This window comes from Streptomyces sp. CNQ329, from assembly GCF_000482585.1.
Map to the genome: position 1 here is coordinate 17,363 of NZ_AXVU01000038.1, position 24,744 is coordinate 42,106.

Genomic DNA, 24,744 nt, shown 5'->3' on the forward strand with positions numbered 1-24,744 from the left:
CGATATACGGCTTTTGGGCTCGTAGGGTGGTGGCCATGACCGACGTCGTACTCCCCTGTCTGGACGAAGCCGCCGCGCTGCCCTGGGTCCTGGCCCGTATCCCCGCCGGCTGGCGCGCGATCGTCGTCGACAACGGCTCCACGGACGGCTCCGGCGACCTCGCCCGTGAACTCGGCGCCACCGTCGTGCACGAGCCGCGCCGCGGCTTCGGCGCCGCCTGCGCGGCGGGCCTTCAGGCCGCCACATCCGAACTGGTCTGCTTCTGCGACTGCGACGGCTCCCTGGATCCGGGGCTGCTGCCGCGGCTCACCGACCGGATCACGGCGGGCACCGCGGACCTCGTCCTCGGCCGCCGCCGCCCGACCGCGCGCGGGGCGTGGCCCCTGCACGCCCGCGCGGGCAACGCGGCGCTGGGGGTGATGCTGTACCGCCGCACCGGGGTACGGCTGCGCGACCTGGGCCCGATGCGGGCGGCCCGGCGGGCGGCGCTGCTGGAGCTTCAGGTGGCGGACCGGCGCAGCGGGTACCCGCTGGAGACGGTGGTACGCGCCGCGGACGCGGGGTGGCGGATCACGGAGCTGCCGGTGCCGTACGCGCCGCGGACGGGGAAGTCCAAGGTGACGGGGACGTGGCGGGGGACGTGGCAAGCGGTCCACGACATGAGCGGTGTCCTGCGGGGCACCCCGCGGCCTGTCCTGCGGACAGCACCGACCGTCCTGCGGACGGCGGGTGACGGAGGCGCGGGTGGACCGGGTGCGGGGGCGGTCGCAGAGGCGGGTTCCGCGGCCCGCCCGGATTCCACGGGCGCAGGCAGGGGCGAGGCGCCGGGACCGGGTACGGCCGCGGACACCGCTACGGGCCCGCGTGCCGGTACAGGGACGACGGCCGAGGCGGCACCCGCGACCGGGAGCGCGGTGCGCCGCTTTGGCGGCGGATCCGGCGCGGGCGCGCGGAGTACGGAGGCCGGGCGGTGACCGGCGGCGGAGGCGTCACCGTGCTCGTCATCGCCAAGGAACCCCGGCCCGGCCGGGTCAAGACCCGGCTCACGGCCGCGTACACCCCCGCCGAAGCGGCACAGCTCGCGGAGGCCGCACTCGCCGACACCCTCGCCGTCGTACGGGACCTGCCCGCCCGGCGCCGCGTGCTCGTGCTGGACGGCGCACCCGGCGACTGGCTGCCGGAAGGCTTCACCGTCGTACCGCAGGCCCCCGGCGGGCTCGACGAACGGCTGGCCGCCGCGTTCGGCGGCTGCGCCGGGCCGGCGCTGCTCGTCGGCATGGACACCCCGCAGCTCACCGCCGGCCTGCTGGCCCCCGCCCTGGCCGACGACGCCTGGTCGGCCTGCGACGCCTACCTCGGCCCGGCGCTGGACGGCGGCTTCTGGGCGCTGGGGCTGGCGCGGCCCGACCCGGGGCTGCTGCGCGGCGTACCGATGTCGACGGCGCACACCGGCGCCGCCCAGCACCGCCGGCTGCTCGCGGCGGGCCTGCGCGTACGGGAATTACCGCCACTGCGCGACGTGGACACCCCGGCGGACGTCCCGCCGGTCGCGGAGGCCGCCGGACCGGGCAGCCGCTTCGCCGCCACGGCACAGCGCCTGCGCGCCCGGGACCGCGTGGCACACGACGGCGGGGCACCCGGCGGCGCCGCGGTCGGGGCCGCGGACCCCACGGCGGCCGGCGGCACGACAGCGGACCCCACCGCGCTCGACCGAGCCGCCGGATGACGTCGTCCGCACGCCGCCGCCCGGACACAGCCACCGGACCCGGCACGAGAGCCGGGACAGCCGGACCCGCCGCAAGCCGCCCGGCCGACGCCCCCCACGCCCGCCCGCCGTCGGCGGGGCCCCATGGCCCCCAACCCACCACCACCCCACCGAGCCGAGAACGTCTCCACCCCATGAATCCCCAGCCCGCAGATTCCCACCCCGGCACTCCGCACCCCGTCCCCCGTCCCGCGGCTCCCCCGCCGCGGGCCGCCGCCCGCCCGCAGTCCCCGCCCCGCCCCGGGTCGTCCGCGCACCCCCGCCCGGACGTCCCCGGCGACGACCCCTGGGACCGCGCCGACCCCTACGCGCGCGCCCTGCGCGGCGGCGCCGGGCCGCTCTTCCTGCGGCGGCGCGACGGATGGCTGCTGCCGCTCGACGTCGAGCGGTGGTGCGGGGTGCCCGACGGGAGCGACGCCACCGTGCTGCGCCGGTGTACCGGGCCCGTGCTGGACATCGGCTGCGGGCCCGGGCGGCTCGTTGCGGCGCTCGCCGCGCTGGGGCGTCCCGCGCTCGGCGTCGACGTCAGCTCCGAGGCCGTCGCGCACGCCCGGTCGCGGGGCGCCACCGCGCTGCGCCGGTCGGTGTTCGACCCGCTGCCCGGCGAGGGCCGCTGGGGCACCGCGCTGCTCGTCGACGGCAACGTCGGCATCGGCGGCGACCCCGCCGCCCTCCTCGCCCGCGCCGCCGTGCTGCTGCGGCCCCGGGGGCGGCTGGTCGTGGAGGTCGCCGCCGACGACGACGTGGACGAGCGCGTGCACGTACACGTCACGGACGGGGCCCGCGACCTCCCCGCGGGCCGCCACCCCGACCGCGCCCACCACGGCTTCCCCTGGGCCCGGGTGGGGCTGCCGGCCCTGCTCAGGTACGCGGCGGCGGGCCACTGGCGGGAGGAGGACCGCTGGAGCGCGGGGGGACGGCGGTTCGCCGCGCTACGAGCACCAGGGCGGACACCGCGAACAACCCGGCGGTGAGCAGCAGCCAGCGGTGGAGGTAGGCGTCCGCGGGCAGCGCGGTGACGCGCTCGTACCGTCCCACCTGACGGGTGATGAGCGGGAAGTAGACGAGCAGCAGCAGCCCGGAGACGACGGCCGGGAAGCGGACGTAGTTCACCAGCCGCGGCCCCAGTACGCGCTGTGCGCCCCGGTCGGCGAGCGAGTACAGGGGCAGCAGCGCCAGGTCGTGCAGCACCGCCGCGCCCGCCAGCCACAGCGCGACGCCGAGCGGGTCCTTGTCGAAGAGCCGGATGCCAACGTAGGCGGTGAGCGCGAAGGAGGCGAGGAGGAGGACGAGGGTGGGAAGCGGGCCGGGCGCGAGCAGGCCGCGCAGCGTCGCGCGCGTGGCCGGGCGGCCCGCGTTCACGGCAGTTCTCCGAACGTCAGCATGGTGACCCATTTCGTGTTGTGCACCCCCGGGTTCGCCGGGACGATGATCCGCGCCGGATAGCCGTGGTCGCGGGAGAGCGCCGCGCCGTTGACGTGGAGCGCCAGCAACGACCGTGGATCGCGTACCTGGTTGTCCCGCAGCGATGCCGACCGGAACGCCCCCCTGGGCTGCGCCGACTCCGCGAACACCCCGTCCTGCTCCCCGGCCCCCACCAGCGCCGCCAGGTCCGCGAGCCGGACCCCGCGCCACAGTTGGTCGTCCGTCGACCAGCCCTCGACGCACGCGATCGGCAACGCCGCCGTGTGCTGCGGCAGCGTCAGCAGCTCTTCCCGGGTGAGCACCGCGCGGCGGCCGTTCCCGGCGCGTACGACCAGCCGCCAGCGCGCGCCGATGTCGGCCGGCCGGACGCCGAGGGCGGCGGCGGTCTTGTTGATCTGGAAGCCGTTCGGTCCGTCGCCCGGGTCGGAGAAGCCGTGCGGGGCGAGGAGCGCGGTGCGGCGCAGCGGGCCGCCGATGCTCTGCCCCGCGGTGACCGCGACCAGGCCCAGCGACCCCGCGCCGACCAGCGCCACGGCCCCGCGCCGCGAGATCGTCGGCGGCGCCGGGTCGGTGGCACGCAGCTCGTCCATGCCCTGGTCGCGCAGCCCGCGGCGCAGCTTGCCGACGCGGGTGGCGAGGTGCACGGCGAGGGCGCCGAGGAACACCCAGGCGCCGTAGAAGTGGAGGGTGTAGAAGGAGCCGGGGAAGACGTAGAAGAGCTGCATGTTGACGACGCCGGTCGCGAACTCGAAGAGCCCGCTGCCCACCAGGAGCAGCGTCGAGCCGCGCTCCAGGGCGTGCCGGGCGGAGCGCAGCGGCGGCCAGGCGAAGAGGCGGGGAAGGACGGACCAGAGCTTGGCGAGCACGACGGGGACGAGGGCGACGCCGAGGGTGACGTGGACGCCCTGGTTGAGGCGGTAGAGCCAGTGGGGGTCGGTGGGCCAGGAGAAGAGGTAGAAGCCGAGGATGCCCTTGCCCGGAGTGGTGTCGTTGCCGGGGAGTTCGGGGTTGTAGGCGGCGTACGACAGGAAGCCGGTCAGCAGCATCAGGGGGAGGCCGGCGAGGAGGACCGTGCCGAGGAGCGCGGTGAACCACGGGCCGCGCAGCGGGCTGCGCCAGAAGGCGGGGCGGAAGGGGCCGGGCGGGGGCGGGCCGGCCCCCGGGCCGGCCTCGGGGCCGGAGTGAGGGCCGGGTCGGGGTGCCGGCGGGCGTACGGCGGACATGGTCCGACCGTAGGCCGCGAATGCGCCCGTATCATCGCACCGAGTCCTGACGAAAGCGTGACGTCGACGCGCGTTCCCCGCGCGGGCGGGGTGCGGTTGCCTAGCGTGACGACGTGACCTCCTCACCCCTCGGGCCGCCCGCCGCCGGCACGGAGACGGAAACCGGGGCCGGGACCGGCCCCGGACCCGCCGCGGAGACCGCCGTCCCCGCCTCCCCGGTATCCGCCCCCGCCGCCGGCCGCCGGTGGGACCTCCTCGCCGCCGTCCTGGCCGCCGTGGTGATCACGGCGGCGGCCCTCGTCGGGCGGGCGATCAACGACCGCGACATCCTGCACGTGCACTTCCCGCCCCTGTCCGCCGCCTGGGAGCCGCACTACGGACCCGGCACCCCCGCGGCGCTCGCGGTGGCCGCCGCCGTCGTCGCGTACGGGCCCGCGCTCGCCGACCGGCTTCCGTGGCGCCGGCTGCTCCTCGCCACGTGGGCGGCGTCCATGGCGTGGATCTGGTCCCTGGCGCTGGTCGACGGCTGGCGGGACGGCGTCACCGGGCAGTTGACGGCGACGAACGAGTACGCCCGGCCGGAGACCGTCGCCCGCTTCGCCGACCTGGGGCACGCCGTACGCACCTTCACCGACCACATCCTCATCCAGACCCCGGACAACTGGCCCGCGCACATCGCCGGGCACCCGCCCGGCGCGATCCTCACCTTCGTCGGCCTCGACCGGGCCGGGCTGGGAGGCGGCGCGTGGGCGGCGGTCTTCTGCCTCACGGTGGGCGGATCGGCGGCGGTCGCGGTGCTGGTGGCGCTGCGGACCCTGGGCGGCGAGGAGCGCACGCGGCGCGCGGCGCCGTTCCTCGTGCTGGGGCCGTGGGCGGTCTGGGCGGGGGTGTCGGCGGACGGCTACTTCGCGGCGGTGGCCGCGTGGGGCCTGGCGCTGCTGGCGCTCGCGGCGACGCGGACCGCGCGGCGGCCCGCGGTGGCGGCGGCGGGCGCGGGGCTGCTGCTGGGGTGGGCGGTGTACCTGTCGTACGGGCTGACGCTGCTGGTGCTGCCGATGGCGGCGGTGCTGTGGTGCGCGGCACGCCGGGGGCACGGGACCGGGGTGCTGCGGACGCTGCCGTGGGTGGTGCTGGGCGCGCTGCCGGTCGCGGTCGCCTTCACGGCGGCGGGCTTTTGGTGGTGGGAGGGGTACACGCTGCTGCACGAGCGCTACTACCAGGGCTTCGGCGGAGAGCGCCCGTACAGCTACTGGGTGTGGGCGAACCTGACGGTCGCGGCGATCAGCGCGGGCCTGGCGGCGGTGGCGGGCACCCGCCGCGCGGTACGCACCGCCTGGCCGCGGCGGGCCGGCCGCCCCGCCGCGTACGCCCTCGCGGTCATGGCGGTCGCCGGGCTGGCGTGCCTCGTGGCGGCCGATCTCTCCGGTCTGAGCAAGGCGGAGACGGAGCGGATCTGGCTGCCGTTCACGCTCTGGCTGCTGCCGGCCGCCGCCCTGCTCCCTGCCCGCGACCACCGGGCCTGGCTGGCGGCGCAGGCGACGCTGGCGCTGGTGGTGAACCACCTGCTGATCACGAGCTGGTAGGGGCACCCGGACCGGCCCCCCCGGGGGGCCTCACCCGGCCCTCCTGCCGCCGCCGTCCGGATGTCAGTGGCACGGCGTACCGTCGTCAGTATGTGCCGAAGCATCAAGACTCTGCGCCCTCCGTACGCCGACACCGTCACGGACGACGACATGCGGGCGGCGGCTCTGCAGTACGTCCGGAAGATATCCGGCTTCCGCCACCCCGCCCCGCACAACGCCGAGGCGTTCGACAAGGCGGTGGAGGAGATCGCCGCGTCGACGCAGGAGCTGCTGGACTCGCTGGTGGTCCGCGGCGGCAAGGGCGCCGCGTAGCCCTCCGGCTCCCGGTCCACCGCGGGCGGCAGCGGGCTGACGCCGGCGTGGCGCTCGGCGGCGTTCGCGCGCGCACGTACACGCGGGTGACGCCTGCCGCCCCCGATCGGTGTCAGACGCGGGCCGCGCCGGGGGGCCAGATGACGTCCACCGGAATGCGCAGGCCGCGGGCGTAGGCCACCAGGTGGGCGGTGACGTCCCGGGGGGTGGAGGCCGAGCCGTCCCAGACCGCCAGGACCCGGCGGCAACCGCGGATCAGCCGCTCGTCGACGGTGATGCGGGCGTCGCGGTCGCGGGGGTCGAAGTCGACCAGCCGGACCTGGTCGGCGAGCATCACCATCTCGCCCGCCGCGACGGCGTCGCGGCGGGGCAGCGGGAGGGGGAGGTTGTCGGCGGCGGGCAGGACCGTGACCAGTTTCAGGCCCACTTCACGCACCGCCCGGGCGAACGTCACCGGGAGCCCCGCGCCCGCCCGGGCCAGGCCGCCGACCGCGAGGCGCGGATCCATGCGCCGCAGTTTGCGCCGCACTTCGGACTGCACCAGGCTCAGCGTCGACTCGCTGAGATCCGCATGGCCGATGAACCCGATCACCGCACCGATCCTCCCGTCTGTCCCATGGCCGACCGCGAGCCCCTCGGCATGACGCGTCGCCCCAGAAGATCAAACACCATATGCCGACGACATGGGCCGAACGGCCCTACCGGACAGCCTTACCGGCAGGAGTCCTGTCCACGCACCGTTCGGCGGCGAATCTGGAACGAGCCGCGCACCTCCCCACGGCGTGCGTACCGCAGGAACGGCTCCGATCGCCGGGGCGGTCAGGCTGCGGTGGCGTCCAGGGCCAGGACCAGCATCACGTGCTCGTCCTCCCCGTTCCACTCCGAGCCCGTCCGCTGGAAGCCCAGCTTTTCCAGCAGCCGCACCGAACCCGCGTTGCCCACGTACGGGTCGGCGTGCAGCGGGCGGTGCCGCTCCAGCTCCAGGAACGCGGCCACCGCGCGCGTGCCTATCCCCCGGCCCCAGAACTCCCGGCCGAAGACATAGCCCAGGAACCGGCGGTCCCCGTCCCACCACGCCACCACGTTCCCCGCGACCCGCCCGTCGACCTCCACCGTCCGCACCAGGCCCGTCGGGTCCGCCAGGACCCGCCCCCGCCAGTGCGTCATGAAGCGCTCCCGCTCCCGCGGCGGGAAGTGCGACCGCCGCACGTTCTCCGGGTCGTGCTCGTGCGCGAGGAAGACCTCCAGGTCCTCCTCGGCCACTTCCCTCAGCCGCAGCTCATCCGTCATGTCGCCGAGTCTCGCACCCCCCGCTGACATCGGCCCCGACGTCTTGTTGAAGCAATGAATCGCTGCTTCAATCCTTCCCATGCCCTACCGCCGCACCCCCGCCGTCCAGGCGCGGATGGACGGCCGGCGCGACGCCCTCCTCGACGCCGCCCGCGCGCTGCTCGCCGACGAGGGCTACGCCGGCTGCACCGTCGCCGCCGTCGCCGCGCGGGCCCGTATCGCCACCGGCAGCGTCTACCGGCACTTCCCCAGCAAGTCCCTGCTCGCCGTCGAGCTGTTCCGCAGCGTCGTCACCGCGGAGGTCGAGGCCGTCTCCGCCGCCGCCCGCCGGCCCGCCGATCCCGCGGAGGGCGTCGCCGCCGCCGCGGAGACCTTCGCGCGCCGGGCGCTGCGCCGGCCGCGGCTGGCGTACGCGCTGCTCGCCGAGCCCGTCGACCCCGCCGTCGAGGCCGAACGCCTCGTCTTCCGGCGGGCGTTCCGCGACGTGTTCGCGGCGCGTATCGCCGAGGGCACCGCAAGCGGGCGGCTGCCCCGGCAGGATCCGCTGCTGACGGCCGCCGCTCTCGTCGGGGCGTGCGCGGAAGCGCTCATCGGGCCGCTGTCGGGCGCGGCCGGCGAGGCGGAGGGCCGCCCGGATGGCCCCGGCCCTCGCGCCCCCGGGCCCCACACCCCCGCGCACCTCGTCGCCTTCACCCTGCGAGCCCTGGGAGTCCCCCATGCCGACCACCCATGAGGTCACCAACCAGCCCCCTCCCCTCACCTCCTACGACGTCGCCGCCTACCCCGCCCTCCTGGAGTCCCTGCGCGCCCACGGCGCCGGCTGGGCCGAGGACGGCCTGCACGCGCTGGGGCTCCTCGCCGGCGGGCCGCAGGCCCAGGAGTGGGCCCGCAACGTCGAGGAGCAGCCGCCCGTGCTGCGTACCCACGACCGTTACGGGCACCGGATCGACGAGGTCGCGTTCCACCCGCACTGGCACGAGTTGATGCGTACCGCCGTCGAACACGGCCTGCACGCCGCGCCCTGGCGGGAGCGCACCCCCGGCGCCCACGTCGCGCGCGCCGCGAAGCTCTTCGTCTGGGGCCAGACCGACGCCGGCCACCTGTGCCCCGTCTCCATGACCTACGCCGCCGTCCCCGCGCTGCGCACCTCGCCGGCCCTCGCCGCCGCGTACGAGCCCCTGCTGACCTCCGCCGACTACGACTTCGGGCTTCGCCCGCCCACCGCCAAGTCCGGTCTCATCGCCGGGATGTCCATGACGGAGAAGCAGGGCGGCTCCGACGTACGCGCCAACACCACCCGCGCCGTACCGACCGGCGACGGCGACGGGCTCTACGCGCTCACCGGGCACAAGTGGTTCACCTCCGCGCCCATGTCCGACGTCTTCCTGACCCTCGCCCAGGCACCCGGCGGGCTGTCCTGCTTCCTCGTCCCGCGGGTGCTGCCGGACGGCACCCGCAACGCGATCCGCCTCATGCGGCTGAAGGACAAGCTCGGCAACCGCTCCAACGCCTCCTCCGAGATCGAGTACGAGGGCGCGCTCGGGCAGATCGTCGGCGAGGAGGGCGCGGGCGTGAAGACCATCATCAAGATGGTCAACATGACGCGCCTCGACTGCGCGCTCGCCACCGCCGGCGGCATGCGCCTCGGGGTCGTACAGGCGCTGCACCACGCCGATCACAGGCGCACGTTCGGCACGCGGCTCGCCGACCAGCCACTGATGGCGAACGTGCTCGCCGACCTCGCCGTGGAGGCCGAGGCGGCGACGGTGGCGAGCATGCGTCTTGCGGGCGCCGTCGACCGCGGCGAGACGGGCACCGCCGACGAACAGGAGGCGCTGTTCCGGCGGATCGGGCTGGCGGTGACCAAGTACTGGGTGTGCAAGCGCGGCCCGGCGCACGCCGCGGAGGCGCTGGAGTGCCTGGGCGGCAACGGGTACGTCGAGGAGTCCGGCATGCCGCGGCTGTACCGGGAGGCGCCGCTGCCGTCGATCTGGGAGGGCTCCGGCAACGTCGCGGCGCTCGACGCGCTGCGCGCGATGGCCCGCACGCCGGAGACGGTGACGGCGTACTTCGCCGAGGTCGACGCCGCCGCGGGCGCCGACGCCCGGCTCGACGCGGCGATCGGGCGGCTGCGGAAGGATCTGGCGGACCTGACGGCGGTGGAGTACCGGGCGCGGCGCGTGGTCGAGTCGATGGCGCTGGTGCTCCAGGGCGCGCTGCTGCACCGGTACGGCGACCCGGCGGTGGCGGACGCCTTCTGCGCGGGGCGCCTCGACGGCGACGGCGGCGGGCTGGCGTTCGGCACGCTGCCGCCGGGGGTGGACACGGCGGCGGTCCTGAAGCGGGCCCGCCCGGCGGGCGGCGCGTACGGCGGGAGCTGAGACGGGGAGCGGTCGCGTACGGTACGGGCCCGGCCGTACCGTACGGGCGCCACGGCCCCCGCGCCCCCGCGCCGGGTCCTTCCCGGCGGCCACCGCGGTGGCCGACAGCGGCGTCGCGGCGGCGAGGCCGCCCCAGAGAACGGCCGCACCCCGGGAGGCGAGTGCGGTGAGGACCGCCGGGGAGACGGCGAGGCCGAAGCCCGTGGAGAGCTGGAGGCGGGCGAGGGCGCGTCCCAGCACGGGGCGCCCGCGCCCAGGCCGGCGTTGCGCAGGGCGCGGCCGGCCGCGAGGGCGGCGTCGCGTGCGCGGCCACTGCGCTGAGCAGCGGCGGGCGCCGCGCGTTCGCTCCGTAGGCGGTCAACTCCCGTTCACCGCAGGCACCCTGTGCAAGTCGCCCCGCGGCGTCGATACTTCGGTCCATCCTGCACGCCGCACCAGGGGAGGGACCCTTGTCCGCCTACTCCAGACGCCGCGCCGTCGCCACGCTGTCCGCCGCCGCAGCCGGCGGCGCGCTCGCCGGAGGTCTCGCCTCCTCCGCCCAGGCCGCGGGTCGGGGCCGGGGGCCCGCGCCGCTGAAGCGGGCCCACGCGCACAACGACTACCTCCACGAGCGCCCGCTGCTCGACGCGCTCGACCACGGCTTCGCCAGCGTCGAGTCGGACATCTGGCTGGTGGACGGCCAGCTCCTCGTCGCCCACGACGAGTCGCAGCTCGACCCGGCCCGCACCCTCCAGCGGCTCTACCTCGACCCGCTGGCACGCCGCATACGGGCCAACGGCGGCCGTGTCTACAAGGGCCACAAGCTGACCCTGCACCTGCTCATCGACCTCAAGACCGCCGGCGACCCCACCTACCGCGCGCTGTCCGAGGTGCTGCGCGGCTACGGCTCGATCTTCAGCTCCGCCGCCGGCGGCAGGGTACGGCGCCGCGCGGTGACCGCCGTCGTCTCCGGCGACCGCGGCGCCCGCGCGCCGATGGAGGCCGAGAAGCTCCGGTACGCCTTCTACGACGGCCGCCACGACGACATCAACACCGGTGTCCCCGCCTCGTTCATCCCGCTCATCAGCGGCAACTGGAACTCCAGCTTCACCTGGCAGGGCACCGGCACGATGCCGGCCGCCGAGCGCAACTGGCTGAACCTCATCGTCCACACCGCCCACCAGCAGGGCCAGACGATCCGCTTCTGGGCCACGCCCGACACCCCGGGCGCGGCGCGCGACAACCTGTGGCGCACGCTGCTCGACGCGAACGTGGACTGGATCAACACCGACGACCTGGCGGGCCTGCAGTCCTTCCTTCGCGAACACGACGCCTGACGGACCCGGGCCCCCGGCGTCTCACACGACGTACGCCCCCTCCCGCGCCGCCACCGCCGCCGCCTCGGCGGCGCGGTCGGCGGCGGCGGTGTCGAGCGGGTCGCCGCTGGCGAGCAGCCGGTAGTACAGGGGGGCGGAAACGGCGCGGATCACCTCGTGCGGGTCCGTGCCCGCGGGGAGTTCGCCGCGGGCCACGGCCTGTTCGACGCAGGGGGCCCACTCGGCGATGCGGATCTCATAGAAGCGGTGCAGGGCCGCCGCGGTGCGGTCGTCGCACGTGGCCGCGGCGATCACGGCGCGGAACAGCGCGCCCTGCCGGGCGTCGGCGAGGGTGGCGAGGACGAGGTGCGCGTTGGCGCGCAGGTCGCCGAGGAGGGTGCCGGTCTCGGTGCGCGGCACGGACTGCTCCGCCATGTCCGCGAGCAGGTCGGCGATGAGCCCGGTGGCGGAGCCCCAGCGGCGGTAGACGGTGGTCTTGCCGACCTCGGCACGGCGGGCGATGTCGGCGAGGTCGAGGTGGGCGAAGCCCTGTTCCGCCAGGGCGTCGCCGGCGGCCTTCAGGACCGCGGCCCGGACCCGCGCGGTACGGCCGCCCGGCCTCAGGGTGCCGGGATCGGCTTCGGGAGTCGGCTCTGCCGCCGCCATTAACGGGTCTCCAGTTTCATTAGTTCGCCCTCCTCTGCTACCTTCGATGCCAGCTTAACGGAACATAAGTTCCGTTAGCTCGCTCGAAGGGAACCTTCACATGTCCGTCCTCGGCCGGGCCGCCACCGCGCCCGCCCCCACCGCGCTCCGCATGACGGGCCGGCAGAAGCTCGTGCTCACCCTTCTCCTCGGCGCCCAGTTCATGGTCGCGGTGGACTTCTCCATCCTCAACGTCGCCCTCCCCGTCATCGGCGCCGGTCTCGGCTTCCCCCTCGCCCACCTGCAGTGGATCGCCACCGCCTTCGCGCTCGCCGCCGCCGGCTTCACCCTCCTCTTCGGCCGCGTCGCCGACCTCTTCGGCCGCAAGCGGCTCTTCCTCGGCGGCATGGCCCTGCTCTGCCTGTCCTCCGTGCTCGGCGGCCTCGCCGCCTCCCCCGGGATGCTGCTCGTCGCCCGCGTACTCCAGGGCCTGGCCACCGCCGCCGTCGTGCCCGCCGGGCTGTCCCTGCTCACCACCGCCTTCCCGGAGGGTCCGCTGCGGCAGCGTGCGCTCGGGCTCAACGGCGCGCTGATGTCCGCCGGGTTCACCGCGGGCGCCGTGCTCGGCGGGCTGCTGACCGACCTGCTCTCCTGGCGCTGGGCGTTCCTCGTCAACGTGCCCGTGACCGCCGTGATCCTCGCCGCGGCCCCCGCCGTCATCGCCGACTCCCGCCCCGCCGACCGGCCCCGCCTCGACCTCCCCGGCGCGGTCACCGTCACCGGCGGGCTGCTCGCCGTCGTCTACGGGCTCACCCACGCCGGCGAGGCCGGCTGGACCGAACCGGTCACCCTGGCCGCGCTCGGCGCGGGCGCCGCCCTGCTCACCGCGTTCTGGTTCGTCGAGCAGCGGGCACAGAAGCCGCTCGTGCCGGTACGCATCCTGCGGCGGCCCACCGTCGTGTGGGGAAACGCCGCCGGGCTCGTCGCCTTCCTCACCGAGACCTCCCTCGTCTTCCTCCTCACCCTCTATCTGCAGGAAGTCCTCGGCTACACCCCGCTCGCCACCGGCCTGGCCTTCGGCGTCCTGGGGCTGGGCACCGTGCTCGGCGGTACCCTCGGCGGGCGGGTCATCGGCCGGGTCGGCAGCCGCGCGGCGATCGTCTACGGCGGTGTGGCCCAGGCCGTCGCCACCGCGGCCCTGCTCGCGCTCGGCACGTCCGGCGCGTGGGTCTGGCTGCTGCTCGCGGCGACGTTCGCCGGCGGAGTCGGCAACATGCTCATGATCGTCGGGTTCATGGTCACCGCCACCTCCGGACTGCCCGACTCCGAACAGGGCCTGGCCACCGGGCTTGCGACGATGACCCAGCAGGTCGGCATCACGATGGGCATCCCGGTGATGAGCGCGATCGCCACCGCCCGGATCACCGCCGCCGGGGGCCACGGCCCGCAGGCCGTGCTCGACGGGGTCAGGACCGCGGTCGGGGTCAACGCCGCGCTCGCCCTCGCCGGGGCGCTGGCCGCGGGGGCGCTGCTGGGGCGCGGGCGCAAGCGGGCGGCGCCGGGGCGATGAGTCCCGTACACGTCCGAGGCGCCGGCACGCGCGAACGGCCGTACCGGAAGCCGGGCCGTCCCCGCCGCCTAGGCCACCGTGCCCCCCGGGGTCAGCGCCCGCTCCACCGCCTCGCGCGTCAGCTTCCGCAGTTCCGCCGCGTCGTCCAGGTCGTGGCCGACGAGGAGCCCGTCGCGCAGCACCAGCAGGATGTCCGCCGTGCGCTCCGCGTCCGGGTGCCCGTCCGCGGCCAGCAGGTCGCGCATCAGGGTGCGGAACCACCGCCGGTAGTCGCCCACCGCGCGGCGCACCGGGTGGTGCGGGTCGGGGTACTCGGCCGCGGCGTTGATGAAGGGGCAGCCGCGGAATCCCTGCCCCGCGCCCGCTTCGGCGATGTGGTCGTAGACCGCCAGCACCGTGGCCCGCGGCGGGCCGCCCGCGAGGGCCGCGGCCACCTCCTGCTGGCGCCGGCACTGGTCGGTCAGATAGGCCGCGACCAGGTCGTCCTTGGTACGGAAGTGGTGGTAGAAGGTCGCCTTCGCCACGCCCGCCTCGGCGATGATCCGGTCGACGCCCACCGTGTGCACCCCGTCGGCGTAGAAGAGCCGCGTCGCGGCGTCGAGGACGCGGCTGCGGGCGGGAGACTTCGCGGGGGCGGCCACGTCTTGACCGTACCAGACAGACCTGTCTAGTCTGAGGGTGAGCAGACAGAACTGTCTGTTCACTCACCGTCTCCCGGAGAGGCCCTTCCCATGAGTGTTCTGTACACCGCGGTCGCCACCGCCAACGGCCGCGACGGCCGCGGCGCCACCTCCGACGGCAAGCTCGACGTCACGCTCGCCCCGCCGACCGAGCTGGGCGGGAGCGGCGAGGGCACCAACCCCGAGCAGCTCTTCGCCGTGGGCTACGCCGCCTGCTTCACCAGCGCCATGGGCGTCGTCGCCAAGGGCATGGACCTCGACGTCTCCGACGTCTCCACCACCGCCGAGGTCGGCATCGGCCCCAACGACGCCGGCGGCTACGGGCTGGAGGTGACCCTGCGGGTGGAGATGCCCGACTCCATCCCGGCCGAGCAGGGCCAGAAGCTGCTGGAGGCCACCCACCAGGTGTGCCCGTACTCGAACGCCACCCGCGGGAACATCCCGGTGCGGCTCGTCGTGGAGTGAGGGTGATCCCGGCGCGCCGTCACCGGATCGGGGTGCGCGCGCACCTAGCGTGACGCCGTGTCAACGAGTCGCCACCACTCCCCCCGAAAGCGGCGCGACGCCGTCGCCGTCGTCCTCCCCCTCGTCGCCGCGGCCGTGCTCGCCGCCCTCGCCGGCGCGAGCACGGCCGGTGCCGCGAGCGCGGCCCCCCGCAGCGCCGGTGTCACGGCGCCCGTGACCGCGGCCGGCCCGCCGTCCGTGAACGCGCCGCACGCCGCCGGCGCCCCGCGCGCGGAGCCCGAGCCGCCCCCGTACCGCGTACGCAGCGGCGACACCCTCTCCGCGATCGCCCGCCGGCTCCAGGTGCCGCCGCAGCGGCTGTACGAGGCCAACCGGTCCGTCATCGGCGCCGACCCGGACCTGCTGCGGCCCGGCCAGGTCATCCTCGCGCCCGCGCCCGGCTGGAGAGCACCGGTCGACGTCGACTACCGGATCTCCGCCGCCTACGGCATCCCCGGCGCCGGCTGGTCCGCCGGCTACCACACCGGCGTCGACCTCGCCGTCCCCACCGGCACCCCGGTGTACTCCGTCGGCCCCGGCGAGGTCCACCGCACCTCCGCCGAGGGCGCGTACGGCAACCACGTCCTCGTCCGCATGGCCGACGGCCACTACGTCCTCTACGCCCACCTCGACCGGATGTCCGTCGTCGCGGGCGACCCCGTCAGCGGCGGCACCCGGATCGGCGAGTCGGGGAACACGGGCAACTCCACCGGGCCCCATCTGCACTTCGAGGTCCGCCAGGGCCCCGACTACGGCACGGACATCGACCCCGTCGCCTACCTCGCCCGGTACGGCATCGCCCTGTGAGGCACCGCGCACGCACAGCGGCGCCCCGGGCCTGACCGCCCGGGGCGCCGCCGTCCGTTCACCTCCCGATCGCTAGCCGAACGTCACCGAGTCGACGTCGAACGAGTTGTTCTGCGGTGACGTGAACCTCAGATAGAGCTTGTGCGATCCCGCCAGCTCCTCGACCGGCACCGCCTGCGTGGCCTGGTAGTTGTCCCAGTCCCCGGTGTTCGGCACCGATGTCGTCGCCAGGAGCTGCCCGTCCGGGGCGTCGGCGCGCAGTTCGATGGCGCCCACGCCGTACGGCGACGACAGCTTGTACGAGACCTGGCTCACGCCTTCGACGGACATCGGTTCGAAGGCGATCCAGTCGCCGTCGGAGATGTCGCCGATCCGCTTGCCGTTCTCGGCCCCGGACTGGTCGATGATCCGGGTGCCGGACTGGTCGTCGTAATACTCGGCCTGCTTGTGCTTGGGCTGCAGGACCGACTTGGCGTACCCGGTCAGCGCACCGGCGCCGTCACCGCCGCCGTCCTGGTAGCGGGCGTTGAGGACGTAGGTCAGGTCCGCGCCCTCCGGGTGGCCGCCGAGGTCACCGGTGTCGACGGTGCCCTCGCAGCCGGGCAGGTCGGTCGTGGAGTGCTCGTGGTCGTCGTGCCCGAGGGCCGGGTTGACGAAGACCTTGGAGCAGTCGATCTCGCCGTCCTCCGGGTCGGTCACGGTGACCGTGTACGGGATCTGGTCGCCGAACTCGATCAGCGTGCCGTTGACCGGGGTCTCGATCGTCACCTCCGGGGCGGTGTTGCCCGCGGTGATGGGGATGTTGGCGTAGCCGGTGTTCCCGGTGGAGTCGGTGACCTTGAGCTGGGCGGTGAAGTCGCCCGCCGTCTCGTAGGTGTGGCTGGCGTCGGCCTCGGTGGAGTCGAAGGTGCCGTCGCCGTCGAAGTCCCACGCGAAGCTGAGCGAGTCGCCGTCGGGGTCGTTCGATCCCTCGCTGGAGAAGTCGACCTCCAGCGGCACGGGCCCGTTGGTCACCGAGGCGGTGGCCTTGGCGACCGGGGAGCGCTTGCCCTGGTTGTAGTCGATGCGGTACAGCCCCGAGTCGCTGTTGCCGCCGCCGAACTCGCTGCCCCACTCCAGGACGTAGAGCGAACCGTCCGGGCCGAAGGTCATGTCCATCGGCTTGTTGAAGTTCGCCGAGGCCAGGAAGTCGTTGATCTTCAGAACCTCCTCGTTCTCGTCGAAGCGGACCTCCTTGACGTAGTTGCGGGTCCACTCGTAGAGGAAGCCGGCCCCGTCGAAGTACTCGGGGAACTTCGTCTCGGAGGGGTTGTCCGCGTCGTAGTGGTAGACGGGGCCGCCCATGGGCCCGGAGCCGCCCTCACCCATCTCCGGGAAGGTCTCGGAGGGGCCGTAGCCGTACCAGATCTCCGGCATCTCGACCTTGGGCAGCTCGGTCAGCCCGGTGTTGTTCGGCGAGGGGTTGGTCAGGTTGTCGCAGTCGAACTTCGCGCCGACCTGGCCGGTGTCCGGGTTGTACGGGGCGTAGGGCTGGTTGTTTCCGTGGCAGAAGGGCCAGCCGAAGTTGCCGGGCTGCTTGATGACGTTGTACTCGACCATGCCCTCCGGGCCGCGGTCCGTCGTCGGCAGCCCGCGGTCGGGGCCGTAGTCGGCGGCGTGGACGTAGCCGGTCTCCTGGTCGACGGTGAAGCGGAACGGGTTGCGGAAGCCCATCGCGTAGATCTCGGGACGGGTCTTGTCGCTGCCCTCGGCGAACAGGTTGCCCTCGGGGATGGTGTAGGTGCCTTCCTCGGTGGGCTTGATCCGCAGGATCTTGCCCCGCAGGTCGTTGGTGTTGCCCGCGGTCCGCGCGGCGTCCAGCATCTCCTCGCCTTCACGCCAGTCGATCGGCGAATAGCCCTGCCAGTCGGGGCTCAGGTTCGGCGGCACGTCGTCACCGGTGCCCAGGTACAGCGTGCCGTCGGGGCCGAACTCGACGGCGCCGCCGGTGTGTCCGGGCTCGGGGAAGGTGCGGTCCCGGTACGCGGGCACGTCGAGCAGCTTCTTCTCGCTGGCGGTGTCGAGCGTGCCGTTCGTGAGCGTGAAGCGCGACAGCCTGTTCACGTCCTCGGCGCTGCCGGCCGGGGCGTAGTAGAGGTAGATCCAGCCGTTCTCGGCGAAGTCCGGGTCCAGTTCCATGCCGACCAGGCCGTCCTCGCCGCCGGTGTAGACGTCGAGCTTGCCGGCGGTGGTGGTCTGGTGGGTGGCCGGGTCGAAGACCTGGACCTCGCCGGCCCGCTGGATGTAGTAGACGCGGCCGTCCTCGGCCACGTCCAGCTCCATCGGGTCGGCGGTGTCGTCGTCGAGGGTGACCTTCTCGTAGCCCTTCCAGACCGTGCCGCCGCAGTCGCCGGGCTCGGCGCCGGCGGCCCACTTCACGCCGCCGATGACGTGGTCGCGGAACTCCGCCTCGCTGTAGGCGGGGGTGTCGTGGCCCATGGCGGTGGCCCAGACGTTGCCGCCGTCGGCGTTACGGCACCAGGAGATCGGGTGGTCGGCGCCCATGGCGTCGCCGCCCGGGTCGTACGTCGTCTCGTCGGCGGTGACGAGGACGTGCACGTCGCCGCGGGGGTTGACGTCGAAGTTGTACCACTCCTCGGGGCGCTCCCAGCGCTCGGGAAGGCCCTTGGTCGAGGGGTGCACCCTGTCGGCGACCTTCGCGGTGCCCTGCAGCACGCCGGGCGAGTGGCTCGGCATGTGGGCGCCGCCGTTGATCAGCTCGTCCCACCAGGGGAACTCGTTCTCGATCCCCATGTCGAGCGTGTTGTGGACGGCCGCGACGCCGCCGCCGTTCTGCACGTACGTCTGCATGGCGGCGCGCTGCTCGTCCGTGTCCCAGACCATGCCGGAGTTCTGCAGCATGATGATCACGTCGTACTCGGCGAGCGCGGCGTCGTTGAAGACGGTCGAGTCGTCGGTCTGGTCGACCTCGAACCCGTTCTCCTCCGCCTCCTCCTGGACCATCTGGATGCCGGCGGGGATGGAGCCGTGGACGTATCCCACGGCCTTGGTGAACAGCAGCGCCTTGAAGGCCGGTGCCTTCTCGGCCGCGGATGACGGCAGCGCTGTGAGTGCGAGCAGGACGGCGGCCAGCAAGGTGACCACCGACCTGCCTATGTCACGAGCATGACAGCTCATGAGTCGGTCCTCTCCTTCGGTGTGCGGGATGTGTGGGGCGTACCGGTCGGTGAGAGGGGTTCATGGGGGCGATCCGCGCGCGGGTGCGCGCAGGGTGGTCCGCCGGGCCCGGATCGGGGTCCCGGAACTCCGGGCCCGGCGGCGTGTGGGCGAGCGGTGCGTACGCGGTCAGGGTGCGTACGGGTACGTCGGGTCACTCAGGCGGGTAACGCGCGGCGCAGGAAGGCGAGTCCGTCGACCGCGATGGCGTCCTGGGTCGGCGCCAGCGCGCGCCACACCGACGCGGCGACGGCGATGGTGGCGTTGTGCGCGGTGAAGGACTCGATGCACAGCGGGCCCCGGTAGCCGGCTTCGTCCAGTGCGCGGAGGAAACCGGGCCAGTCGAGGTGGTCGGCGCCGGGGGCGCCGCGGTCGTTGGCGCAGACCTGGACGTGCGCGATCCGGCCCGCCGCCGCACGTACGGCGCCGGGCAGCGAGCGCTCCTCGATGTTCTGGTGGTAGGTGTCGAGGGCCACGCCGATCGTCTCACCGGGCAGCCCGTCCAGCGCCGTCACGGTCTGCGCGACGGTGTTGAACAGGCTCGTCTCGTACCGGTTGAGCGGCTCGACGGCGAGCAGCACACCCGCGGCGGCGGCATGGGCGACGACCGGTGCGATGTTGTCGCGCCATTCGGCGTACGCCGCGGCCCGCTCGTCGGCATCCATACGCCAGGTCCGGCCCACCGCCGTGTACATGGGGCCGGCGACGACGGGCGCGCCGACCTCGCGCGCCGCGTCGACGCAGTGCCGCAGGTAGTCCTGCGTGGTGCGGACCGCCAGCGGCTCGGCGCGGACGAGCCCGCGTTCGGGCGGCATGACGGCGACGACGGCGGCGGGGGCCAGGCCGTTGTCGTCGAGGAGCTTCGCCGCCGCGGCCGGCTGCCAGTCATCGGGCTGCTCCATCGGCAGCTCCGCGCAGTCGAACCCCCACCCGGCCAGCCGGGGCAGCACCGACTCCAGGGCGCGTTCGGTGACCGGGGAGTGCCAGATCCACGGGTTGGCGCCGATCAGCCGTCTTCCGGCGGGCATCACTCACCGCCCCAGTCGCCGGGGTAGCCGGGCAGGTCCTCGCAGCCGCAGGCGCCGTAGTGCAGCGGGGGCATGCCCTCCTTGTAGTACTCGTCGAAGTTCTCCTCGGTCACGACGGGCTGCGGCAGCGTCCACTCCTTCGGCACCTCCTCGCCCTTGAGGATCTTCAGCGCGGCGATGACCGGGGTGCGCCACTGGAACGTGGGGTACGCCGGGGCGATGGCGGTGAGGTCCTTGTCCTTCCACGCCTGAAGGAAGTCCTGCTGGTCCTCGCCGGTGATCGGCGGGATGTCCTCGCCCGCGTCCTCGAACGCCTCGACCGCCGCCACCGACGTGGCGCCGGAGTCCATCCACACCCCGTCGATCTGCCCGTGCCGCGCAATGGCGTCGGAGACGATCGACTTGGCCTTCGACGGGTCGCCGTCGGTGAACTTCACCTCGACCACGTCGAGCCCGGCCTTCTCGAACGCGATCTCGGCCGCCGACCAGCGGGTCTCCAGCACGTCCACGCCGGGCGAGATGCGCAGGGCCACGATCTTGCCGCCCTTGTCCACCTCGTCCACGAGGAAGTCCGCGGCGGCGGCGCCGTACGCGTAGCCGCCGATGGGGCTGATGAACGTCACCGCGCAGTCGGTCTCCACGCCCCGGTCGAAGACGATCACCGGGATCTTGCCGCACGCCTCCTCGACCGCCGGGGTGAGCGTGGCGGTGGTGTTCGGCGAGACGATCAGCGCGTCGCAGTCCTGGCCGGACAGCTCCTGGATGTCGGAGATCTGCTTGTCGTCCTTGCCCTGGGCGTCCAGGACGGTGAAGTCGGCGATCTCGTCGTGCTGCGCGACCTCCGCCTTCATGGTCTTCAGACCGACCTGCCGCCAGGGGTTGAAGACCCCGGCGTTGGAGAAGCACAGCTTGGTCCCCTCGATACCGCCCTTCCTGGCGTACTGGGAGGTGTCGACCATCCCGCCCGCCTGCGGGTCGAGCATCTGCTCCCAGGGCTTGCCCTCGGGCCCTTCCGGAGTCGCCTCGGTGAGCCGCAACTGGCGGTCGTAGTCCGCCTGGTCGAAGAACTCCGACTTCTTGTCGCCGTCCTCCGCCTGCTCGGAGGCCGCGGCGTCGTCCGCCAGGTCGTCCTTCGGCGCGTCGGAGGAGCAGGAGGCGATCAGCGCGGCGGCCATCAGCGCGGCGGCCGGGGCGGCCAGCCGGCGGCTCCTGCCGCGGGTGAGGGTCGTGCGGCGCGTACGGCTCATGAGGAGGACTTCCCTTCCGAGGGCGTCGAAGGTGAGGAGCGGGGCGAGGGTGGTCCGGTACGGCGCAGCCTGGCGAAGCCCGACCGGCCGGTGGCGCCGAGGCCGACGGCCGCGATGACGATGAATCCCTGGACCGTGGACTCCAGCGCGCCGGAGACGCCCTGGAGGTTGAGGAGCGTGAACAGCGCCTGGAGCGAGAACGCGCCGGCCATGGCGGCGACGACCGAGCCGCGACCGCCGCCGAGGATGACTCCGCCGAGCACGACGGCGGTGATGGCCTCGAACTCCAGCCCCCGGCCGGCCTGCGCGGAGACGCCGGAGAACCCGGCGACCAGCACCGCGGCGAGTGCCGCGGCGGTGCCGGAGAGCACGAACGCGAGGGTACGCACCCGGGGTACGCGCACGCCCGCCAGCGCGGCGGCGCGCTCGTTGTCGCCGGTGGCCAGGAGCGTACGGCCGAAGTCGGAGCGCATCAGCCACACGGCGATCGCACCCACCGCGAGACACGCGAGGACCGCCCACGGCAGCCAGCCGCCGGCCTCACCGCGGCCGAAGGTACGGAAGGACTCGGGCAGCACACCCTGCGGGGAGCCGCCGGTCCAGTAGAAGACGGCGCCTTCGAGGATCAGCATCATGCCGAGGGTGGTGATGAACGACGGCACCAGCAGCACGGTGGTGATGAGCCCGTTGACCAGGCCGACGATCGCACCGGCGAGCAGCAGCCCGGCGGTGACCAGGAGCCAGGGGGCGTCCGGGTACGAACCGTAGAACTCGGCCCCGGCGACGACGCCCGCCGTGACCACCGCGCCGACGGAGAGGTCGAAGCCCCCGGAGACGATCACCATGTACTGGCCCGCGGCGAGGATCACCAGCGGGGCGGCGCGCTTGATGAAGGCCAGGAAGGAGTCGGGCTCGTAGAACCCGGGGTCGGTGATCGCCAGCGCGGCGAGCAGGACGGCGAGGAGAACGTAGACGGGGGCGCCGGTGCCGAGCGCGGCGGCCAGTCGCCGCCCCGGGCCGACGGTGTGTTCGGCGGTCGCTGTCGTCATGCGGGCAACTCCTTACCGGACGCGTCCTGCGCCTCCCGCCGGGCGTCGCCCGGGGAGGCGGCGCCCTCCGCGCCGCGCGCCTTCCCCGCCGGGCCGGCCGGCGCCGCCGGGGCCTTCTCCGGCTGCCCGTCTCCTCCGCCGCCTCTCCTGCGCCGCCGTCCGGCGGCCCGCGCCACGCGCGGCCTCGCGTACAGGGCGACGGCGGCGATGATGACCACGCCGCGGACGACGTTCTTGAAGAACGGGTCGACGGAGAGCTGGTTGAAGATGCTGTCCAGCACGGACAGCAGCAGCACCCCGCCGAGCGTCCCCGCCACCCCGCCGCGCCCGCCGGCCAGCGCGGTGCCGCCGAGCACGACGGCGGCGATGGAGTCCAGGTCGTAGCGCGCCTCGGTGCCCGCCCAGGGGGCGCCTGCCCCGAGCCGGGAGGCGAGGAAGAGAGCGGCGGCGCCGACGCACAGGGAACACAGCACGTGCGCGTAGATGACGGTGCGCCGGGTGCGTACGCCGGACAGGCGGGCCGCGTGCTCGTCGCCGCCGGTGGCGTACATGTGGTGGCCCAGGCGGGTGCGTTTGGTGATCAGCCAGAGCACGGCGGCCACGGCGATCAGCAGGAAGACGGAGACCGGGATGAAGCCCATGCGGTCGTAGCCCAGCCGCTGGAACGACGCGGGGACGTCGCCCGCGGGCCCGGTGTAGTTGTCCTCGATGTAGCCGCGCAGGATGAACGCCATGCCGAGGGTCGCGATGAAGGCGTTGACCTTCAGCCCGGTGACGATGAGGCCGTTGGCGAGCCCGACCGCGGCGGAGAGCGCGAGCACGGCGAGCACCGCCGTGACGACGCTGCCGCCCTCCATCGTCTCGGCGGCGACCAGCGTGCCGAGGCTGATGAGGTACGCGACGGACAGGTCGAGCGAGCCGGTGAGGATCACCGCGGACTGGCCGACGGCGACCAGCCCGAGGGCGACGGAGTTCTGCAGGATGCCGGTGAAGTTGGACTGGGTCATGAACTGGCCGCCGTCGGCGGCGACGATGATCCAGCCGATGAGCGTGACCGCGGCGGCGGCCAGCCAGACGCCGACGACGGGGTCGGTGAGCTTGAGCCGCCCGGCGGCGGGCAGCCGGCGCGGGCGGGCGGCCGGCGCGGGGGCGTCGGTGCGTACGGCGGTCATGCGGCGCTCCCCTCGGAGGACCCGTCGGACGCCGTCGCCAGTCGCATGATCTCCTCTTCGCTCGCGCCGGCGGGGAGTTCGCCGGCGAAGGTGCCGTCGGCCATGACGAGGATCCGGTCGCTCATGCCGATCAGCTCGGGCAGTTCCGAGGAGACGATGAGGACGGCCATGCCGTCGCGGGCGAGTTCGCGGACCAGGGTGTGGATGGCGGCCTTGGCGCCGACGTCGACGCCGCGGGTCGGCTCGTCGAAGAGCAGCACGCGGGGTCCGGCGGCGAGCCACTTGGCGATGACGACCTTCTGCTGATTGCCGCCGGAGAGGTACTGGACTTCCTGGTCGTGGCCGCGGGCACGGAGGTTGACGCGGTCGAGCAGCCCGGCGACCTCGCTCGCCCGCGCGCCGCCGGCGTGGACCGCGCGGGTGACGAGGAGGGCGTTGTCGCGTACGGACTGGTGCAGGGCCAGCCCTTCGCCCTTGCGGTCCTCGGTGACCAGGGCGACGCCGCCGCGGATGGCCTGCCGCGGGCTGCCGGGGCGCAGCGCGCGGCCGGCGACGGTCATGTGGCCGCGGGTGAAGGGCGCGGCGCCGAAGAGGGCCCGTACCAGGGAGGTACGGCCGGAGCCCTGGAGTCCGGCGACGCCGGTGACCTCTCCCGCCCGGAGGGTGAGGTCGATGCCGGCGAGGCGTTCGTTGCCGGCGCCCGCCGTCGTCAGCACGGGCTCGCCGATCTCCTCGGCGCGGGCGCGGGGCGGGTAGTACGAGCCGAGTTCGCGGCCGACCATGGCCCGTACGACGTCGTCGGGGGTGGTGTCGGCGGTGGTGAGGGTGGTGACCTTGCGGCCGTCCTTGAGGACGGTGATGCGGCGGGAGAGGTCGAAGACCTCGCGGAGACGGTGGCTGATGTAGAGGATGCCGATGCCGCGGGCGGCGAGGCGGCGGATGAGCGCGTAGAGAAGCTCGACCTCGTGGTCCGCCAGGGGTGCGGTCGGCTCGTCCATGACAAGCACACGGACGTCGGAGGCCGCCAGCGCCTTGACGATCTCCACCGTCTGCTGGCGGGCCACCGACAGGTCCTTGACCTGGGTGTGGGGGGCGATCCCGGTCTCGTCCAGCTCGGCCAGCAGCTCGGCCGTGCGGCGCTCCATGGCGCGCCGGTCGACGAGCCCGCGGCGTACCGGCTCACGGCCGAGGAAGACGTTCTCCGCGACGGTGCGGTGCGGGAGGAGCGCGAACTCCTGGTGGATGAGACCGATCCCGGCGGCCTGGGCCTGAACGGGGTGCGAGAAGGCGTGCACCGTGCCGTCGAGCGTGATCGTGCCCTCGTCGGGGGCGTACTCCCCGGCGAGCACCTTCATCAGCGTCGACTTGCCCGCACCGTTCTCCCCCACCAGGGCGTGCACCTCGCCCGGTTCGAGGTCGAGCGACACCCCGTGCAGCACCCGCACCCCGAGAAAGCTCTTGGAGACGTCCTGCATCGTCAGCATGAAAAGCAATGTCCCCAGGCTTCTTTGGACTGTCAAGAGCTTAAGCAAGGGCTTTCGCCGAAGAGTTG

General features: G+C 74.0%; 21 protein-coding genes and 3 pseudogenes. 11 read left to right on the forward strand and 13 right to left on the reverse strand.

Translation table 11 applies throughout. The features are described from left to right. Positions 1–35 precede the first annotated feature (35 nt). The 3 genes and pseudogenes from I003_RS32925 to I003_RS32935 all read left to right on the forward strand — a co-directional run. A pseudogene (locus I003_RS32925) lies at positions 36–686 on the forward strand (glycosyltransferase family 2 protein); the annotation flags it as partial. 284 nt (positions 687–970) lie between these two features. Continuing rightward, positions 971–1,726, forward strand: coding sequence for a DUF2064 domain-containing protein (locus tag I003_RS32930; RefSeq protein WP_037721479.1), 756 nt, complete (start codon positions 971–973; stop codon positions 1,724–1,726). Between the two features lie 173 nt (positions 1,727–1,899). After that, a complete protein-coding gene (locus tag I003_RS32935; protein WP_106966327.1) occupies positions 1,900–2,739 on the forward strand; it encodes a class I SAM-dependent methyltransferase in 840 nt (279 codons plus the stop codon). Here the strand turns inward: I003_RS32935 and I003_RS35060 are convergent. Then, positions 2,627–3,160, reverse strand: a complete 534-nt coding sequence (locus tag I003_RS35060) for a hypothetical protein (RefSeq protein WP_078564274.1) — start codon at positions 3,158–3,160, stop codon at positions 2,627–2,629. The two genes, I003_RS32935 and I003_RS35060, sit on opposite strands and share 113 nt — an antisense overlap. After that, positions 3,124–4,413: a molybdopterin-dependent oxidoreductase gene (locus I003_RS0122900; RefSeq protein ID WP_027773649.1), complete on the reverse strand. Its 1,290-nt coding sequence runs from the start codon at positions 4,411–4,413 to the stop codon at positions 3,124–3,126. The genes I003_RS35060 and I003_RS0122900 overlap by 37 nt, the downstream gene beginning before the upstream one ends. Positions 4,414–4,526: 113 nt before the next feature. On the opposite strand from I003_RS0122900, the gene I003_RS0122905 reads away from it, so the two are divergent. Together I003_RS0122905 and I003_RS0122910 are read left to right on the forward strand one after the other, a co-directional pair. Next, complete coding sequence (locus tag I003_RS0122905) at positions 4,527–5,996, forward strand: hypothetical protein (RefSeq protein ID WP_027773650.1); 1,470 nt, start codon at positions 4,527–4,529, stop codon at positions 5,994–5,996. Positions 5,997–6,086: 90 nt separating this feature from the next. Continuing rightward, on the forward strand, positions 6,087–6,308 hold the full coding sequence (locus tag I003_RS0122910; protein WP_027773651.1) for a DUF2277 domain-containing protein: 222 nt from the start codon (positions 6,087–6,089) through the stop codon (positions 6,306–6,308). A gap of 112 nt (positions 6,309–6,420) precedes the next feature. Here the strand turns inward: I003_RS0122910 and I003_RS0122915 are convergent, their stop codons facing one another. Then, positions 6,421–6,900, reverse strand: a complete 480-nt coding sequence (locus I003_RS0122915; RefSeq protein ID WP_027773652.1) for a hypothetical protein — start codon at positions 6,898–6,900, stop codon at positions 6,421–6,423. 227 nt (positions 6,901–7,127) lie between these two features. After that, positions 7,128–7,598: a GNAT family N-acetyltransferase gene (locus I003_RS0122920; protein WP_199784342.1), complete on the reverse strand. Its 471-nt coding sequence runs from the start codon at positions 7,596–7,598 to the stop codon at positions 7,128–7,130. Positions 7,599–7,677: 79 nt separating this feature from the next. Between I003_RS0122920 and I003_RS0122925 the strand changes: the two genes are divergently transcribed. Next, positions 7,678–8,331 carry a TetR/AcrR family transcriptional regulator gene (locus I003_RS0122925; protein WP_027773654.1) on the forward strand — a complete coding sequence of 218 codons (654 nt, stop codon included), beginning with the start codon at positions 7,678–7,680 and terminating at the stop codon, positions 8,329–8,331. Further along, complete coding sequence (locus tag I003_RS0122930) at positions 8,315–9,979, forward strand: acyl-CoA dehydrogenase family protein (RefSeq protein WP_027773655.1); 1,665 nt, start codon at positions 8,315–8,317, stop codon at positions 9,977–9,979. The genes I003_RS0122925 and I003_RS0122930 overlap by 17 nt, the downstream gene beginning before the upstream one ends. 66 nt (positions 9,980–10,045) lie before the next feature. Here I003_RS0122930 and I003_RS37005 read toward each other — a convergent pair. Further along, positions 10,046–10,219 (reverse strand): annotated as a pseudogene (locus I003_RS37005) (MFS transporter); the annotation flags it as partial. A gap of 209 nt (positions 10,220–10,428) precedes the next feature. Between I003_RS37005 and I003_RS0122935 the strand changes: the two are divergent. Beyond that, positions 10,429–11,295 carry a phosphatidylinositol-specific phospholipase C/glycerophosphodiester phosphodiesterase family protein gene (locus tag I003_RS0122935; protein ID WP_027773656.1) on the forward strand — a complete coding sequence of 289 codons (867 nt, stop codon included), beginning with the start codon at positions 10,429–10,431 and terminating at the stop codon, positions 11,293–11,295. Positions 11,296–11,316: 21 nt separating this feature from the next. Here I003_RS0122935 and I003_RS0122940 read toward each other — a convergent pair whose 3' ends face one another. Then, positions 11,317–11,940 (reverse strand): TetR/AcrR family transcriptional regulator, encoded by a 624-nt coding sequence (locus I003_RS0122940; protein WP_027773657.1) that lies wholly within the window; start codon positions 11,938–11,940, stop codon positions 11,317–11,319. Between the two features lie 100 nt (positions 11,941–12,040). Here I003_RS0122940 and I003_RS0122945 point away from each other — a divergent pair, with 100 nt between their 5' ends. Further along, positions 12,041–13,489: an MFS transporter gene (locus I003_RS0122945; protein WP_027773658.1), complete on the forward strand. Its 1,449-nt coding sequence runs from the start codon at positions 12,041–12,043 to the stop codon at positions 13,487–13,489. Between the two features lie 68 nt (positions 13,490–13,557). Here the strand turns inward: I003_RS0122945 and I003_RS0122950 are convergent, their stop codons facing one another. Further along, entirely contained in the window at positions 13,558–14,130 is a 573-nt protein-coding gene (locus I003_RS0122950; RefSeq protein WP_027773659.1) for a TetR/AcrR family transcriptional regulator, read from the reverse strand. Between the two features lie 90 nt (positions 14,131–14,220). On the opposite strand from I003_RS0122950, the gene I003_RS0122955 reads away from it, so the two are divergent. Together I003_RS0122955 and I003_RS0122960 are read left to right on the forward strand one after the other, a co-directional pair. Further along, complete coding sequence (locus I003_RS0122955) at positions 14,221–14,634, forward strand: organic hydroperoxide resistance protein (RefSeq protein WP_027773660.1); 414 nt, start codon at positions 14,221–14,223, stop codon at positions 14,632–14,634. Positions 14,635–14,691: 57 nt separating this feature from the next. Further along, a complete protein-coding gene (locus I003_RS0122960) occupies positions 14,692–15,480 on the forward strand; it encodes a M23 family metallopeptidase (protein WP_486584342.1) in 789 nt (262 codons plus the stop codon). A 72-nt stretch (positions 15,481–15,552) separates the two neighbouring features. Here the strand turns inward: I003_RS0122960 and I003_RS0122965 are convergent, their stop codons facing one another. From I003_RS0122965 to I003_RS0122990, 6 genes and pseudogenes are all read right to left on the reverse strand, one after another. After that, the gene (locus I003_RS0122965; RefSeq protein WP_027773662.1) at positions 15,553–18,657 is read right to left on the reverse strand and encodes a ThuA domain-containing protein; all 3,105 of its coding nucleotides are present in this window, start codon (positions 18,655–18,657) and stop codon (positions 15,553–15,555) included. Between the two features lie 197 nt (positions 18,658–18,854). Beyond that, the gene (locus I003_RS0122970) at positions 18,855–19,724 is read right to left on the reverse strand and encodes a sugar phosphate isomerase/epimerase family protein (RefSeq protein ID WP_027773663.1); all 870 of its coding nucleotides are present in this window, start codon (positions 19,722–19,724) and stop codon (positions 18,855–18,857) included. Then, entirely contained in the window at positions 19,724–20,971 is a 1,248-nt protein-coding gene (locus I003_RS0122975) for a substrate-binding domain-containing protein (RefSeq protein ID WP_027773664.1), read from the reverse strand. Before I003_RS0122975 ends, I003_RS0122970 begins: the two co-directional genes overlap by 1 nt. Continuing rightward, entirely contained in the window at positions 20,968–22,020 is a 1,053-nt protein-coding gene (locus I003_RS32940; protein ID WP_051368387.1) for an ABC transporter permease, read from the reverse strand. Before I003_RS32940 ends, I003_RS0122975 begins: the two co-directional genes overlap by 4 nt. 143 nt (positions 22,021–22,163) lie before the next feature. Then, positions 22,164–23,192: pseudogene (locus tag I003_RS32945) on the reverse strand (ABC transporter permease); the annotation flags it as partial. Then, positions 23,189–24,676: a sugar ABC transporter ATP-binding protein gene (locus I003_RS0122990; protein ID WP_027773665.1), complete on the reverse strand. Its 1,488-nt coding sequence runs from the start codon at positions 24,674–24,676 to the stop codon at positions 23,189–23,191. The gene I003_RS0122990 and the pseudogene I003_RS32945, both read right to left, overlap by 4 nt. Between the last annotated feature and the right edge of the window lie 68 nt (positions 24,677–24,744).

Bases quoted from the DNA above. Each gene is read 5' to 3' on its own strand.
- I003_RS32935 (WP_106966327.1), top strand. From the start codon at position 1,900: ATGAATCCCCAGCCCGCAGATTCCCACCCCGGCACTCCGCACCCCGTC.
- I003_RS35060 (WP_078564274.1), bottom strand. From the start codon at position 3,160: ATGGGTCACCATGCTGACGTTCGGAGAACTGCCGTGAACGCGGGCCGC.
- I003_RS0122900 (WP_027773649.1), bottom strand. From the start codon at position 4,413: ATGTCCGCCGTACGCCCGCCGGCACCCCGACCCGGCCCTCACTCCGGC.
- I003_RS0122910 (WP_027773651.1), top strand. From the start codon at position 6,087: ATGTGCCGAAGCATCAAGACTCTGCGCCCTCCGTACGCCGACACCGTC.
- I003_RS0122920 (WP_199784342.1), bottom strand. From the start codon at position 7,598: ATGACGGATGAGCTGCGGCTGAGGGAAGTGGCCGAGGAGGACCTGGAG.
- I003_RS0122925 (WP_027773654.1), top strand. From the start codon at position 7,678: ATGCCCTACCGCCGCACCCCCGCCGTCCAGGCGCGGATGGACGGCCGG.
- I003_RS0122930 (WP_027773655.1), top strand. From the start codon at position 8,315: ATGCCGACCACCCATGAGGTCACCAACCAGCCCCCTCCCCTCACCTCC.
- I003_RS0122940 (WP_027773657.1), bottom strand. From the start codon at position 11,940: ATGGCGGCGGCAGAGCCGACTCCCGAAGCCGATCCCGGCACCCTGAGG.
- I003_RS0122945 (WP_027773658.1), top strand. From the start codon at position 12,041: ATGTCCGTCCTCGGCCGGGCCGCCACCGCGCCCGCCCCCACCGCGCTC.
- I003_RS0122955 (WP_027773660.1), top strand. From the start codon at position 14,221: ATGAGTGTTCTGTACACCGCGGTCGCCACCGCCAACGGCCGCGACGGC.
- I003_RS0122965 (WP_027773662.1), bottom strand. From the start codon at position 18,657: ATGAGCTGTCATGCTCGTGACATAGGCAGGTCGGTGGTCACCTTGCTG.
- I003_RS0122970 (WP_027773663.1), bottom strand. From the start codon at position 19,724: ATGCCCGCCGGAAGACGGCTGATCGGCGCCAACCCGTGGATCTGGCAC.
- I003_RS0122975 (WP_027773664.1), bottom strand. From the start codon at position 20,971: ATGAGCCGTACGCGCCGCACGACCCTCACCCGCGGCAGGAGCCGCCGG.
- I003_RS32940 (WP_051368387.1), bottom strand. From the start codon at position 22,020: ATGACGACAGCGACCGCCGAACACACCGTCGGCCCGGGGCGGCGACTG.
- I003_RS0122990 (WP_027773665.1), bottom strand. From the start codon at position 24,676: ATGCTGACGATGCAGGACGTCTCCAAGAGCTTTCTCGGGGTGCGGGTG.